This window comes from Stenotrophomonas sp. WZN-1 (assembly GCF_002192255.1).
GTDB lineage: Bacteria > Pseudomonadota > Gammaproteobacteria > Xanthomonadales > Xanthomonadaceae > Stenotrophomonas.
In genome coordinates this window covers 4,049,117-4,062,528 of record NZ_CP021768.1, presented here as the reverse complement: position 1 = coordinate 4,062,528, position 13,412 = coordinate 4,049,117, and the positions used below count along the sequence as shown (strand labels likewise).

Here is a 13,412-nt window from a genome sequence, read left to right as displayed (position 1 = left end):
GGGCTGGACCAGGCGGGACGCCGGGGCAATGCGCAAAGCATACCTGTGCCACATCACGTTTCCTGCATGACGGATGGGACGGGCGCTATGACCGGATCCAGCGCCGGAGGTTCCCGTGGCGGCGGTGTTGCCCTACATTCAGCTGGAACCCTTCTGCTGTGGAGATTGCGATGCGCCGTTCGCTGCTGCTGTCCGCCCTGCTGCTGGCCCTGCCGGCCCTTGCCCACGCCCAGGACGGGCAGCGCCCGGAGGTGACCGCCGTCGCGCAGCGGCTGCAGGCCAAGGTGGTCGAATGGCGCCGCGACTTTCACCAGCATCCGGAGTTGTCCAACCGCGAGGCACGCACCTCGGCCGAGGTCGCCAAGCGCCTGCGTGCGATGGGCCTGAAGCCGAAGACCGGCATCGCCCATCACGGCGTGGTGGCGATCATCGAAGGCGGCAAGCCAGGCCCGAAGATCGCGCTGCGCGCCGACATGGACGCGTTGCCGGTGACCGAGCAGACCAGCCTGCCGTTCGCCTCGAAGGCCACTGACCAGTACCGCGGTCAGACCGTGGGCGTGATGCATGCCTGCGGCCATGACGCGCATACCGCCACCCTGCTCGGCGTGGCCGAAGCACTGGTCGCGATGAAGAAAGATCTGCCCGGCCAGGTGATGCTGATCTTCCAGCCGGCCGAGGAGGGCGCACCGCCGCCGGAAGAGGGTGGTGCCGCGCTGATGCTGAAGGAAGGCCTGTTCGCTGATTTCAAGCCGGAAGCAGTGTTCGGCCTGCATGTGTTCTCCAGCGTGCAGGTAGGGCAGATCGCGGTGCGCGGTGGCCCGTTGATGGCCGCCTCGGACCGGTTCGGGATCAAGGTGATCGGGCGCCAGACGCACGGTTCGGCGCCGTGGAACGGTGTCGATCCGATCGTCGCCACCGCTGATCTGGTCGGCACCGCGCAGACCATCGTCAGCCGCCGCGCCAACCTGTCCAAGCAGCCGGCGGTGCTGACCTTCGGCGCGATCAACGGTGGCATCCGCTACAACATCATTCCCGATGAAGTGGAGATGGTCGGCACCATCCGCACCTTCGACGAAGGCATGCGCCAGCAGATCTTCGCCGACCTGCGCAATGTGGCCGAGCACACCGCCGCCGCGCACGGTGCCAAGGCGGTGACCGACATCTACGAGTCGGAAGGCAACCCAGCCACGGTGAACGACCCGGCGCTGACCGCGAAGATGTTGCCGAGCCTGCAGGCGGTGGTGGGCAAGGACAACGTGTACGAGCCGCCGCTGCAGATGGGTGCGGAGGATTTCTCGCTGTACGCGAAGGAGGTGCCGGGCATGTTCTTCTTCGTGGGTTCGACCAGCGTGGGCATCGACCCGGCGACGGCGCCGGCCAACCATTCGCCGAAGTTCCTGCTGGATGAGAAGGCGTTGGATGTTGGATTCCGCGCGCTGCTGCAGGTGAGTCTGGATTACCTGCACGGTGCAGGCACTCCTGCTGGCTGAGGGTTTCAGGCAGGGCTGCGCCCTGCACCCGCCGAAGCAACGGCAACGTCAACGGTAAGAGCGGTGCTGGATTTCTGTTGATTGGGCGGGGCGGTGTGGGCCTGCAGGACACGCCGTAAACCCGTCCATGGGGGCTCGATGGCGCCATCCATGGCGCCAACGGTCCTGCAGGCCCACACCGCCCCGCCCCAGACAGGTTCACGCGGCTGTTGCTAGGTGTCGACCTTGGTCGACACGGGCAGACATCCGGAATGTCTGAAGGATTGGCTTTTGATTTTGATTTTCCTGATCTTTCCCGTGGTGGCGCGGGAAATTGTCCGTGGCCGGGAGGGTGGGTTGGCTGGGGGCGTGAGCCGCATGGATGCGGCGACCGAGCTTACATGGACGTACTTGCAGCGGCCCCCAGCCAACCCACCCTCCCGGCCGATCCCGAGATCGTGCCCTGAACCACCACGGAGGGGCTCCGCCGTTGGCCGGCCCGGCCGAAGGCCCGCCCTGGGCGCGATACAATGACCCCCATGAACACCCCACAGGATTCCAGCCTCGGTCGCGAGGTCAGTTACCCGTCGCAGTACGATCCCGGCCTGCTGTTTCCCATCCCGCGCAGCGGCGCCCGCGCCGAGATCGGCCTCGATGACGCTGCGCTGCCGTTCGTCGGCCATGACCGCTGGCATGCATTCGAGCTGAGCTGGCTCGACCCGCGTGGCAAGCCGCAGGTCGCCGTCGCCACCGTGCAGGTGCCGTGCACCTCGCCGCGGCTGATCGAGTCGAAGTCGTTCAAGCTGTATCTGAACTCCCTCAACAGCACGCGTATCGACAGCGCCGAGGCAATGCGCGAGCGCCTGGTGGCTGACCTGTCAGCCTGCGCCGGTGCGCCGGTCCAGGTCGCGTTCGGTTTGCCGGGCCTGCGCGAGACGCCGCTCGGTGAATCCATCGACGGGCTGGACGTGGAGATCGACTGCTACGGCCCGCCGCAGGCGGACTTTCTGACTGCCGACGCGGGCGAGGTGGTGGAGGAGACGCTGGTCTCGGCGCTGCTGAAGTCCAACTGCCCGGTGACCGGCCAGCCGGACTGGGCGACGGTCAGCCTGCGTTACCGCGGGCCGAAGATCGACCGCGCGGGCCTGCTGCGCTACCTGGTCAGCTACCGCGAGCACGCCGAGTTCCACGAGCAGTGCGTTGAACGGATCTTCAGCGAGGTGTCCGCGCGCTGCCAGCCGCAGTGGCTGGAAGTGGAGGCCCACTACACCCGCCGTGGTGGCCTGGATATCAATCCCTGGCGGGCCAGCCCCGGCATCGCGGCTCCGGCTGCGACCTACCGCGAACTGCGGCAGTAACGGCCGCAGGCGGTTACGGCTAGTGCCGGCCGCTGGCCGGCAACTGCAAGGAACCCGCGTCGAGGGCCAGGGCAAGCCGGCCAGCGGCCGGCACTACCGGGGGGCCGCTCTGTCACGGGTAGCGCCGGGCCATGCCCGGCGAGCGCAGCGGCCAGAGCCAAAGCCGCCGGGCATGGCCCGGCGCTACCGCTTGAGACCCGATTGTTCAGCCTCCCCCGGTGGCGGCTTCACATCTGCACCATCCCCATTTAACAACCACCATGGCAACGTGCGAACCACGTAGTCATGCAAACGGGAGTTGTGGATGAGTACCGAGAAGAAAGCCGATTTCTCCGGCGTCAGTGGCAGCGTCGACAGTACCGCCGAGCAGGTACCGAAGGCGGACTTCTCCGGCGTCAGCGCTTCGGTGGACAGCACCGCCGACGTTGTGAGCGGCGGCACCTACACCGTGCAGAAGGGTGACTCGCTGTCGAAGATCGCCAAGCAGCACCTGGGCGATGCCAATGCCTGGAAGAAGATCTTCGAAGCCAACCGCGATGTGCTCGACGACCCGGACAAGATCTTCCCGGGCCAGACCCTGAAACTGCCGCCGAAGTAAGCCGGCGATCGAACGCCGTCCGACAATCCCTGGGAGGAACCCCGAATGATCAAGACCACCCCGCTCCAGACCGCCCTGATCGCCGCCCTGCTGGGCAGCGTTGCCCTGGTCGGTTGCAAGAAGAAGGAAGAGTCGACCGACAGCAACGCCGCTCCGGCAGCGACCGCCCCGGCCGAACCTGCAGCTCCCGCGCCGATGACCGGCGCACCGCCGCCGATGGCCGAAGCCGCTGCGGTCAGCGTCTCCTCGGTCACCGTCGGCAAGACCGCAGCCGCCGACAAGTCGGTTGCGACGACGGCATTGTTCGCACCGAAGGATGACGTCATCGTCTCGGTCAAGACCGACGGTGCTGCCAACAACGTCACCGTTGGCGCGAAGCTGACCTACCAGGACGGCCAGGTGGCCGGCGAACAGAACGCCACCCTGAACACCAGCGGTGCGGAAACCACCAACGTCACGTTCAAGAATGCAAAGGGCTGGCCGGCCGGCAAGTACCGCGCCGAAGTCACCGTCGATGGCAAGGCGGCCGGAACGCCGCAGGAGTTCGAGGTCAAGTAAGTCCTGCCGACTCTCTCCCGGCAGGGCTCACGATGGACGCAGCCGCGAGGCTGCGTCCTTTTTTATTGGGCGATACTCGATCGAGGAGAATCTCGGGTACGCTGAACGGAATATGGAAAGGTGGGAGAGATGGGATGCTCAACTGGATTGTTCTCACGCTGGCAATGGCGTCGACGGACGGTGAAGTAGTCACCTATGTTCATACGGATGCACTCGGGAGCCCGGTGGCTATTACGGACTCAAACGGGAAGGTGATCGAGAGATTCGCATACGAGCCTTATGGCTCTGTCGTTGGAATCGCCGCGGCAGATGGTCCTGGTTACTCAGGCCATGTTTTTGATTCCACGACAGGTCTCAATTACATGCAGCAACGATATTACTCTCCCGAAATAGGTGCCTTTCTCAGTGTAGATCCCGTCGCTGCCTATGGTGGGAAGTCTTCCCTCTTCAACAGGTACCGATACGCCAATAGCAGTCCTTACAACTTTGTCGATCCGGACGGCAGAGTTCCTGTAGTTACGCGGATGAAGGACGGGTCGGTGAAAATCAGCTTCCCAACAAAGTTTTCAGGGGATGGCGCGACACCCAAGAACATAGCGACCTTCAAAGAGCAGGTGGCGTAAATGTCAGGAACCTATGATATTGGCGGGAAGGAGACGCGCGTGACGGTCGAGGTCACTGACATTGAAAAAAGTACCCCGCGGGCCGCCCGTAATGAGATAAAGCTTGTCAACGGGGAAACCTCCCACCGCAGCGGACGGAGTTTTGCGGAGTTGGGCGGAAAGAAGGGCGAGATCAATGTCCTGGATAGATTTGACAAGGGTGTTGTTCCTCATGAAGTGTCACATCTTGGCGGTGTGGATGATCTCTATGACAAGACAACGGGGCTGCCCAATCCTGCACGCGGCGACGGAATCATGAATAGGGTTCCCGGTTTGGTTGACAGCCATGCCATCGGTGGAATTGTGGACGGCGATTCGGCAGTCCAGAAACGGGAGCGTTGAGATGCTTGCACGCATTTTGGTTTTCTTCGCTTTCTTATTCCCGCTCACTTCGTGGGCCCAGGAATCTAGCCTGTGGAGCTACAGTTGCGACCACTTCCTATACGGCGCCTGTGTACGGGTGCCGACAGACATGTCCGTGACCTACGAAGCACCTGTTGACTTTGGTCTGCACCGCATCAGGCGTGATGGTAGGGAAGTCGCCTTGATCTACGAGGGCGATGCCCCCGAAAAGCCTGTGCCAGGAAGCACGCCGGATCTGCGCATCACGGATGGCGGATATGTCGTGTCGGGGTATGCAAGGACGGAAGGACCTTCCACCCGGTACGACGTCTACGTTCGACCCGGATCATCTGGCGCCGGTTCGCTGCATATCCGAGGCTCTGCAGCGACGGCTGATGAACTCGCCAGCCTGGCCGCCGTCGTTGGGGGATTCCGAATCTGCAACTTCCAGCAAAGCAAGCGCTCGCAGACATTGATCTGTCCAAGGCGTGCCGAGTGGGGGCAGCGATTGTCGGAGTGGGTCATGCGTGCCTCAACGAGCGAGAAGTCGAATTAGCCATCAAGCCTCAGCTTCCTGACCGGAAGCGAGCCAACGACGAAACACAGCGGTCCAGTACCGCCGCGTATGGCACGGCTTTGCCCCGCGCGGCTGAAAACGCGACAATGCAGGGGTTTCCCCGCCGCGCGCCCACCCTGACGGCGACGGGGGAAAGCGACACGGTTGCACGTGGCCCGGCGCTGGCGCCGGCCTTCCCCTGAGCACTGCTACAGAGTCCAAGTCCCCCATGTCCAAGATCCTCTACACGCTGACCGACGAAGCCCCGTTCCTGGCCACCCAGTCGCTGCTGCCGATCGTCGATGCCTACACCGCCACTGCCGGCATCGTGGTGGAAACCCGTGACATCTCGCTGTCCGGCCGCATCCTCTCGCAGTTCCCGGAACTGCTGGCCGATGCGCAGAAGGTCAGCGACGACCTGGCCGAGCTGGGCCAGCTGGCGACCACCCCGGACGCCAACATCATCAAGCTGCCGAACATCTCCGCCTCGGTGCCGCAGCTGAAGGCGGCCATCAAGGAACTGCAGGGCCAGGGCTATCCGCTGCCGGATTACCCGGAAACCCCGGCCGACGACCAGCAGCGTGACTACAAGGCGCGCTATGACAAGGTCAAGGGCAGCGCGGTGAACCCGGTGCTGCGCGAAGGCAACTCCGACCGCCGCGCACCGCTGTCGGTGAAGAACTATGCCCGCAAGCACCCGCACCGCATGGGCGCCTGGGCGTCGGATTCGAAGTCGCACGTCGCGCACATGGCGGCTGGTGATTTCTACGGCAGCGAAAAGTCGGCCACCCTGGCCAACGCTGGTGCGCTGAAGATCACCTTCCACGGCAACGACGGCAGCACCGTCGTGCTGAAGGAAAAGACCGTGGTCAAGGCCGGCGAAATCGTCGACGCCGCCGTCATGAGCCGCAAGGCACTGGCCGCGTTCATTGGTGAGCAGATCGCCGACGCCAAGGCCCAGGGCGTGCTGTTCTCGCTGCACCTGAAGGCGACCATGATGAAGGTCTCCGACCCGATCATGTTCGGCGTGGCGGTCAACGAGTTCTACAAGGACGTGCTGGCCAAGCACGCCGACGTGCTCAAGCAGGCGGGTTTCGATGCCAACAACGGCATCGGTGACCTGGCTGCGCGCCTGCCGTCGCTGCCCGACGCCACCCGCGCCGCGATCGAAGCCGACCTGGCTGCCGAGTACGCACAGCGTCCGGGCGTGGCCATGGTCAACTCGGACAAGGGCATCACCAACCTGCACGTGCCGAGCGACGTCATCGTCGACGCCTCGATGCCGGCGATGATCCGCGACTCCGGCAAGATGTGGAACGCCGAAGGCAAGCTGCAGGACACCAAGGCGGTCATTCCGGACCGCTGTTACGCCGGTGTGTACCAGGCCGTCATCGACGACTGCAAGGCGCACGGCGCCTTCGACCCGGCCACCATGGGTTCGGTGCCGAATGTCGGCCTGATGGCGCAGAAGGCCGAAGAGTACGGCTCGCACGACAAGACCTTCCAGATCGCCTCCGATGGCGTGGTCAAGGTCACCGACGATGCCGGCACCGTGGTGTTCGAGCACGCCGTGGAAGCCGGTGACATCTGGCGCATGTGCCAGACCAAGGACGCGCCGATCCAGGACTGGGTCAAGCTGGCCGTCGAACGCGCCCGCCTCAGCAGCACCCCGGCCGTGTTCTGGCTGGATGCCGCCCGCGCCCACGACGCGCAGGTCATCGCCAAGGTCGAAACCTACCTGAAGAACCACGACACCAACGGCTTGGATATCCGCATCCTGCCGCCGGTGGAAGCCACCGCGTTTTCGCTGGACCGCATCCGCAAGGGCGAGGACACCATCTCGGTGACCGGCAACGTGCTGCGCGATTACCTCACCGACCTGTTCCCGATCATGGAGCTGGGCACCAGCGCCAAGATGCTGTCGATCGTGCCGCTGATGGCCGGTGGCGGCCTGTTCGAGACCGGCGCCGGTGGTTCGGCCCCGAAGCACGTGCAGCAGTTCGTCGAAGAGGACTACCTGCGCTGGGATTCGCTGGGCGAATTCCTGGCCCTGGCGGCGTCGCTGGAACACCTGGGCAACCGCTACGACAACGCCGCAGCCCGCGTGCTGGCCAAGGCACTGGACGAAGCCAACGGCCAGTTCCTGGACAACGACAAGTCGCCGTCGCGCAAGCTGGGTGGCATCGACAACCGCGGCAGCCACTTCTACATCGCGCTGTACTGGGCCCAGGCCCTGGCCGCGCAGAATGAAGATGCCGCGCTGAAGGCACGCTTCGCCCCGCTGGCCAAGGCGCTGACCGACAACGAGCAGAAGATCGTCGAAGAGCTGATCGCGGTGCAGGGCAAGGCCGTGGACATCGGCGGTTACTACCGCCCGGACGTGGCCAAGGCCAGCAAGGCGATGCGCCCGAGCGCGACCTTCAACGCCGCGCTGGAGCAGCTGCGCGACTGATCCATCGCCGCTCGGCCGTGACACCGGAACCCGCGCTTCGGCGCGGGTTTCTTTTTTGGACAGGATTGCTGCCGCCCTTCATCCACGCATGGCGTGGATCTACTGGGATTCAGAAGCGTGACATCCGTCGGCAGTCGGAATGCCGTCAAAGGGGCATGAAACTTGCCTGCGATGGCCGTCGCAGAACAGATAAGAGTGAGTCTGCGACCGCCCGCGATCTGAGCAATAGATCACGACGGCTGCCGCCGACGATGCCCTAGCCTTGGCGACACGAGGCCACCGGGGAGGTGGCCGCACGGGGAACACGGATGGCACGCGTGCTGGTAGTGGGAACCGACATCCAGGGCGAGCAGGCCCTGCTGCAACGGCTGCGCCTGGCCTCGGCACTGCCGGATGGCCAGGTCCGCCGCAGCCAGGATCTGGACGATTGCGACCTGCTGGTCATCCGCGATACCCCGGCACTGCGCAACGCGGCCCAGCGCATGCGCCAGCAACGCCCGCGATTGCAGTGCTGGATCGAGGATATCGGCGGCCAGCTGCGTGACGGCGACGGGCACCAGGATGTGCTTGACGATGGTGCCATCGGCCGCGCGCTGCGCCGCATGCAGTTGGCACCGGAGTCCATGGCCATGCACGCACCCGCACCGATCCGTCTGGCCGATGGCGCGCACGCCATCACCCGCCTGCTGCGCAAGCGGCTGCCTTTGAGGCAAGGGCAGGCATTGTTGAGTGATGCAGGCGAGCCATTGCTGCTGATGGACCTGGAGCATGATCAGGCCGTGCTGTTGCAGGAGCCCGCGAGCGCGCTGGTGGAGCGCCTGGCCGATGCCTTCGAACGCCTGCAGCTGGACGCGCTGACACCCGCGCGCCTGCAGGCCCTGGCCGGCGAGCGGCCACGCCAGCCGCTGCGGCCGCTGCTCTGGCAATGGGCGCAACGCAGCCGCCATTGGCAGGCGCTGGACGAGCGCCTGCGCGGCGCCTCGGTGAAGCTGCTGCGCTGGCCGGATTTCCGCGTGCTGGGCCACGACCACGATGGCTTCCGCCTGTGCTCGTTGCTGCTCAAGCGTGCGTGCACGGTTGAAGAATGCGCGATTCTGCTCGAACTGCCGGCGGCGGCCGTTCGCGATTTCATCCATGCCGCCTACCTGTGTGGCTACGCGCAGCTGCAGGCCGCGCCTACGACGCCGATGATGGCGACAGGTGGCACCCGCACCGACAACGGATTGCTTGCCCGGCTGTGGCGGCACCTGCGCGGGAGTGAGCGCAATGCGTGAGCACAAGGTGGTCGTGCTGGGCGGCATGGGCAGCGGCAAGTCGACCCTGGTGCGCAGCATCGCAGCGGGCGCGGTGATCGACACCGATGTGGCCAACAGTGACCGCCTCGGCGCCGACAAGGCGTCCACCACCGTGGCGCTGGACTACGCAGACATCGACCTGCCCAACGGCGAACGCCTGCGTCTCTACGGCACACCTGGCCAGCAGCGCTTCGATTTCCTCTGGCCGATCCTGCTGCAGGGCGCACGTGGCGCGGTGCTGCTGCTGGATGCGCGTCGTGCCGGCATGGCCACCGAGCTGGAGGGCTACCTGCAGGTGCTGCAGCCGTTCGCATCATCCTTGGCGCTGGTGGTGGCGGTCACCCACCTGGACCAGGCACCACAGGCCGCACTGGATGACTGGGCCGTCCGTGCCTTCCTTGACGAGCAGCCGCTGCCGCTGCTGGCCGTAGATGCCCGTGACCGCGAACAGGGACTGCTGCTGATGGATGTGTTGATGAGCGAAATGGAAGCGCACGCACTGGTGGCTGCGCATGGCTGACGGGCAGGTGACGGTACTGCCCGATGCCGGTCAGCGTGAGCGCCTGCAACCCCTGCTGCAGGACCTGCAGCAGCGGGTCGAAGGCGTGCGCACGGTGGTGCTGGCCAGTGTCGATGGCTTCGCCCTGGTCAGTGCCGGGGCCGAAGGGCGCGGTGAACGGCTGGCGGCGATGACCAGCGCGATGCTGGCGCTGGCCGCGGCGGTCGGGCGCGAACTGCTGCTGGGCGATCTGCAGACACTGATGCTGGAAGCGGCGGGCGGCAAGGTGCTGATGCTGGCGATCCAGGCCGAAGGGCGCGCACCGCTGCTGCTGATGGCGGCCTGCGACCAGCGCAGCGTGATCGGCCAGGTGCTGTGGCAGAGCAGGGAATGTGGCCAGGCGATCCTGGCCGAACTCGGCGGATCGTGAGCCCGGCCGCAGGGGAACGAGGGGCTCGAACCAACATCGACAAGGGGTGCGACGTGGCTGGATTGAATGAATCATTGAATGCACTGATGGGCATCGACGGCGCGCAAGCAGTGGCGCTGGTCGATTATGAAAGCGGCATGCTGCTGGGCGAAGCTGGTGCCGGCATGGACATGGAAGTGGCCGCCGCCGGCAACACCGAAGTGATCCGCGCCAAGATGAAGACCGCCGCGTCGTTGAACCTCAACGACAGCATCGAGGACATCCTGATCTCGCTGGGCAAGGCGTACCACATCATGCGTCCGGTGGCGAAGAAGAAGGGCCTGTTCTTCTACATCGTGCTGGACCGTACCAAGTCCAACCTGGCATTGGCCCGGCGCAAGGTGCAGGACGTGGAGACCGAACTGGCGATCTGAGCGGCCGGCCTCTGTAGAGCCGGGCCATGCCCGGCTGCTTTCAGCCGAAGCAGCCGAGCACGTCCGGCGCTACGCTCACTGCGGTGGAAGCAGCAGCTTGGTCACGAACGAAAGCGCTTTGCTGTCGCGCTCGGCGAAGTAGGTGTGCGCCTTCTGGGGCAGCCACACTTCGTTGAAATGGCGGCGGAAGTCTTCGTAGAACTCGTTGGGATACAGCTTGGCCTGCACCGTGCGGCCGTCCGGGTAGGTGTGGTCATACGTGGGCAGTGCATCGGTGTTGACGCCGCGATGATCCCTCAGCCATTTGCAGAACAGGCGGCCTTCGGAGATGTCCGGCACCAGCGCCTGCGGGAGCGTGTAGCCCGCCTGCTCCAGCGGTGCGATCAGGTTCAACGTCAGCTCGTTGAGCATCGAGAAATGGGTGTACGGCACCTTGGCACGGTTCTGCATGTAGCGATCGATGTGCACGGGCAGCAGTGCATTGGCGCGACCCTGCTGCCATTCCACCACCCACTGCGAGACCTTCACTGCGAACTTGCGCGACAGCCACTGGCCGAGGTTGATGGCGAGGTACGGATGGATCCAGGTGCCCTGCATCGCCGGGTTCCCACCGGATACCACGTGGATCAGTTCATTCTCGCCCAGCGTCGTCTGCGCCATGAGCTCCTGCAGGAACTCCTCCGTCGATTTCAGCGCCCGGTAGTCGGACCAGCGCTTGCCGACGGACTGGCACAGGGCGGTGGCACTGATGTAGCCGTCGCGGGCGCGCTGCGGGATGACGTTGCCTTCCTCCACGCGTGGGATAAAGGTCATTTGCTGCATGCGTCACCTCGTGCCGTTGTTGGGCCTGAAAGGGTAGGCAGCGGGGAGGCACCAGGTCTGTAGGAATCGTTGCGTTTGTCGCGGCACGCAGTGGTGCTACACAAGCCACCCCATGCCAGCGTATGGTGAGGCCGGTCCTCCCGGGTGAGCCCTGCATGTCCGAGCCTGACATCGTTGCCGAGCTGGCAACGCGCATCGCCGGCGCCATCCACGCCGGCTTCGAGCAATACCACGCCCGCTTCGCGGCGATCACCGCCCATGCGCGGCAGCGGTTCGAGCGGCGCGACTGGGCGGGCGCGCGCCAGGATGCAGTCGAGCGCATCGCGTTGTACGACCTGTGCATCGCCGAACAGATGGATGCGCTGCGCCGCCTTGCCGGCGAAGCGATCGGGGAGCGCGCGCTGTGGCTGCAGGTGCATGCGCGCTACAGCGCGCTGCTGCGGGGGCTGATCGACGCCGAACTGTACAAGACGTTCTACAACACGCTGTCGCGGCGCTTGTTCTCCACCCGTGGCGTGGACCCGGCACTGGAGTTCATCGCCTTCGATGTCGAGCCATCCGATGCGATTACTCACCCGGTCGCACGGCATACCTATGCGGTCTCACCGACGCGTCCGGTGGAGGCTCTCCAGCGCGTGCTGGCCGATTACCGCTTCGACATTCCGTATGCGCACCAGCTGCGCTGCGCGGCGGCCATCGCCGTGCGCCTGCAGGATGATCTTGCCCACTGGGGCGATACGCCGGTGCGCAGCATCGAGCTGCTCGACACCGTGTTCTATCGCGAACGCCGCGCCTATCTGGTGGGTCGCGTGTTCGGCGAGCACCGCTTTTCACCGTGCGTGATCGCACTGGTCAACGATGGGCAGGGCCTGCGTGCCGATGCGGTGCTGACCCGGCGCCGCGATGTCGCCCACCTGTTCGGCGTGTCGCGCAGTTATTTCCAGGCCGACCTCGCCACGGTTGGCGATGCGGTGGTGTTCCTGCGCAGCCTGCTGCCAGGCAAGCCCATCGATGAGATCTACACCGTTCTGGGCCGTGCCAAGCAAGGCAAGACCGAGCGCTACCGCACCTTCTTCCGCCACTTCAACGAACATCCGCAGGAGCGGCTGGTGCCTGCCGAAGGCACGCCGGGCATGGTCATGGCGGTGTTCACCCTGCCCAGCTATCCGCTGGTATTCAAGCTGATCCGCGACCGCTTCGCCTGGCCGAAGTCGATGTCGCGCCAGCAGGTGGAAGAGAAGTATGCGCTGGTGTTCAACCTGGACCGCGTCGGTCGCCTGCTCGATGCGCAGCCGTATCGCCACCTGCGTTTCCCGCGCGACCGCTTCGCACCGGCCTTGCTGGAAGAGCTGCTGGCGCAGTGCGCGCAGAGCGTGCGCGTCGATGGCGATCAGGTGGAAGTCGCACTGTGCTACGTGCAGCGTCGCTTCCGTCCCTTGAACCTGTACCTGCGCGAGCAGGGCGGTGAGGCGGTACGCGCAGCGGTCCTCGACTACGCGCAGGCGATTACCGACATGGCGCGCAACAACATCTTCCCGGGCGACATGCTGCCGAAGAACTTCGGCGTATCGCGGCATGGCCGGGCAGTCTTCTACGACTATGACGAGCTGTGCCTGGTCAGCGACTGCGTGTTCCGCGCCTGGCCGCAGCCGCGTACGCCGGAGGAAGCCATGGCCGACGAACCCTGGTTCCATGTCGGGCCACGCGACGTGTTTCCCGAACGCTTCGGCCCGTTCATGGGCCTGCCGGCGGGCGAGCTGGCCGCGGTGCGCGAACATTACCGGCACCTGTTCGACCCCGCGTGGTGGCAGGGCCTGCAGGCGCGCTTCGCCGGCGGTGACTATCCGGATACGCCGCCCTACGCGGTGGCCCATCGCCTGGCCTGAGCGGATTGGCGTGAACCGCCTGCCGGTCCCGTCCAGACTGGGGTACGCTCGGGGTTCACCTCATCACCATGG

Annotated in this window: 14 protein-coding genes; 13 read left to right on the top strand and 1 reads right to left on the bottom strand. The window is 65.2% G+C overall.

Annotation, left to right across the window (positions count from 1 at the left end):
- The first annotated feature begins 170 nt into the window (after nucleotides 1–170).
- The 12 genes from CCR98_RS18975 (at nucleotide 171) to CCR98_RS18925 (ending at nucleotide 10,632) form a co-directional block, all read left to right on the top strand.
- Nucleotides 171–1,490 (top strand): M20 family metallopeptidase, encoded by a 1,320-nt coding sequence (locus CCR98_RS18975; protein WP_087924239.1) that lies wholly within the window; start codon nucleotides 171–173, stop codon nucleotides 1,488–1,490.
- A 518-nt stretch (nucleotides 1,491–2,008) separates the two neighbouring features.
- On the top strand, nucleotides 2,009–2,827 hold the full coding sequence (gene queF / locus CCR98_RS18970) for an NADPH-dependent 7-cyano-7-deazaguanine reductase QueF (protein WP_087923812.1): 819 nt from the start codon (nucleotides 2,009–2,011) through the stop codon (nucleotides 2,825–2,827).
- A 304-nt stretch (nucleotides 2,828–3,131) separates the two neighbouring features.
- Nucleotides 3,132–3,425, top strand: a complete 294-nt coding sequence (locus CCR98_RS18965; protein ID WP_005419771.1) for a LysM peptidoglycan-binding domain-containing protein — start codon at nucleotides 3,132–3,134, stop codon at nucleotides 3,423–3,425.
- Nucleotides 3,426–3,470: 45 nt separating this feature from the next.
- Nucleotides 3,471–3,983 carry a hypothetical protein gene (locus tag CCR98_RS18960; protein ID WP_087923811.1) on the top strand — a complete coding sequence of 171 codons (513 nt, stop codon included), beginning with the start codon at nucleotides 3,471–3,473 and terminating at the stop codon, nucleotides 3,981–3,983.
- Between the two features lie 134 nt (nucleotides 3,984–4,117).
- Nucleotides 4,118–4,606: an RHS repeat-associated core domain-containing protein gene (locus tag CCR98_RS18955; RefSeq protein WP_087923810.1), complete on the top strand. Its 489-nt coding sequence runs from the start codon at nucleotides 4,118–4,120 to the stop codon at nucleotides 4,604–4,606.
- Nucleotides 4,607–4,987, top strand: coding sequence for a hypothetical protein (locus tag CCR98_RS21145; RefSeq protein ID WP_157721547.1), 381 nt, complete (start codon nucleotides 4,607–4,609; stop codon nucleotides 4,985–4,987). It abuts the gene before it with no gap.
- A 130-nt stretch (nucleotides 4,988–5,117) separates the two neighbouring features.
- Nucleotides 5,118–5,543 (top strand): hypothetical protein, encoded by a 426-nt coding sequence (locus tag CCR98_RS18950; protein WP_232463049.1) that lies wholly within the window; start codon nucleotides 5,118–5,120, stop codon nucleotides 5,541–5,543.
- Nucleotides 5,544–5,772: 229 nt separating this feature from the next.
- On the top strand, nucleotides 5,773–7,995 hold the full coding sequence (locus CCR98_RS18945) for an NADP-dependent isocitrate dehydrogenase (RefSeq protein ID WP_087923809.1): 2,223 nt from the start codon (nucleotides 5,773–5,775) through the stop codon (nucleotides 7,993–7,995).
- A gap of 308 nt (nucleotides 7,996–8,303) precedes the next feature.
- Nucleotides 8,304–9,269, top strand: a complete 966-nt coding sequence (locus tag CCR98_RS18940; RefSeq protein ID WP_087923808.1) for a hypothetical protein — start codon at nucleotides 8,304–8,306, stop codon at nucleotides 9,267–9,269.
- On the top strand, nucleotides 9,262–9,810 hold the full coding sequence (locus tag CCR98_RS18935) for an ATP/GTP-binding protein (protein WP_087923807.1): 549 nt from the start codon (nucleotides 9,262–9,264) through the stop codon (nucleotides 9,808–9,810). Before CCR98_RS18940 ends, CCR98_RS18935 begins: the two co-directional genes overlap by 8 nt.
- The gene (locus CCR98_RS18930) at nucleotides 9,803–10,219 is read left to right on the top strand and encodes a roadblock/LC7 domain-containing protein (protein WP_087923806.1); all 417 of its coding nucleotides are present in this window, start codon (nucleotides 9,803–9,805) and stop codon (nucleotides 10,217–10,219) included. Before CCR98_RS18935 ends, CCR98_RS18930 begins: the two co-directional genes overlap by 8 nt.
- A 53-nt stretch (nucleotides 10,220–10,272) precedes the next feature.
- Nucleotides 10,273–10,632, top strand: a complete 360-nt coding sequence (locus tag CCR98_RS18925) for a hypothetical protein (protein ID WP_049440370.1) — start codon at nucleotides 10,273–10,275, stop codon at nucleotides 10,630–10,632.
- Between the two features lie 75 nt (nucleotides 10,633–10,707).
- Here the strand turns inward: CCR98_RS18925 and CCR98_RS18920 are convergent, their stop codons facing one another.
- Nucleotides 10,708–11,445, bottom strand: a complete 738-nt coding sequence (locus CCR98_RS18920; protein ID WP_232463048.1) for a KilA-N domain-containing protein — start codon at nucleotides 11,443–11,445, stop codon at nucleotides 10,708–10,710.
- A 164-nt stretch (nucleotides 11,446–11,609) separates the two neighbouring features.
- Between CCR98_RS18920 and aceK the strand changes: the two genes are divergently transcribed.
- Nucleotides 11,610–13,340, top strand: coding sequence for a bifunctional isocitrate dehydrogenase kinase/phosphatase (gene aceK / locus CCR98_RS18915; protein ID WP_087923804.1), 1,731 nt, complete (start codon nucleotides 11,610–11,612; stop codon nucleotides 13,338–13,340).
- Nucleotides 13,341–13,412: the final 72 nt, after the last annotated feature.

Excerpts from the sequence above, each read along its gene's own strand:
- CCR98_RS18975 (WP_087924239.1), top strand. The coding sequence starts at position 171 with ATGCGCCGTTCGCTGCTGCTGTCCGCCCTGCTGCTGGCCCTGCCGGCC.
- CCR98_RS18930 (WP_087923806.1), top strand. The coding sequence starts at position 9,803 with ATGGCTGACGGGCAGGTGACGGTACTGCCCGATGCCGGTCAGCGTGAG.
- CCR98_RS18920 (WP_232463048.1), bottom strand. The coding sequence starts at position 11,445 with ATGACCTTTATCCCACGCGTGGAGGAAGGCAACGTCATCCCGCAGCGC.
- aceK (WP_087923804.1), top strand. The coding sequence starts at position 11,610 with ATGTCCGAGCCTGACATCGTTGCCGAGCTGGCAACGCGCATCGCCGGC.
- CCR98_RS18960 (WP_087923811.1), top strand. The coding sequence starts at position 3,471 with ATGATCAAGACCACCCCGCTCCAGACCGCCCTGATCGCCGCCCTGCTG.
- CCR98_RS18955 (WP_087923810.1), top strand. The coding sequence starts at position 4,118 with ATGCTCAACTGGATTGTTCTCACGCTGGCAATGGCGTCGACGGACGGT.
- queF (WP_087923812.1), top strand. The coding sequence starts at position 2,009 with ATGAACACCCCACAGGATTCCAGCCTCGGTCGCGAGGTCAGTTACCCG.
- CCR98_RS18950 (WP_232463049.1), top strand. The coding sequence starts at position 5,118 with ATGTCCGTGACCTACGAAGCACCTGTTGACTTTGGTCTGCACCGCATC.
- CCR98_RS18965 (WP_005419771.1), top strand. The coding sequence starts at position 3,132 with ATGAGTACCGAGAAGAAAGCCGATTTCTCCGGCGTCAGTGGCAGCGTC.
- CCR98_RS21145 (WP_157721547.1), top strand. The coding sequence starts at position 4,607 with ATGTCAGGAACCTATGATATTGGCGGGAAGGAGACGCGCGTGACGGTC.
- CCR98_RS18935 (WP_087923807.1), top strand. The coding sequence starts at position 9,262 with ATGCGTGAGCACAAGGTGGTCGTGCTGGGCGGCATGGGCAGCGGCAAG.
- CCR98_RS18945 (WP_087923809.1), top strand. The coding sequence starts at position 5,773 with ATGTCCAAGATCCTCTACACGCTGACCGACGAAGCCCCGTTCCTGGCC.
- CCR98_RS18940 (WP_087923808.1), top strand. The coding sequence starts at position 8,304 with ATGGCACGCGTGCTGGTAGTGGGAACCGACATCCAGGGCGAGCAGGCC.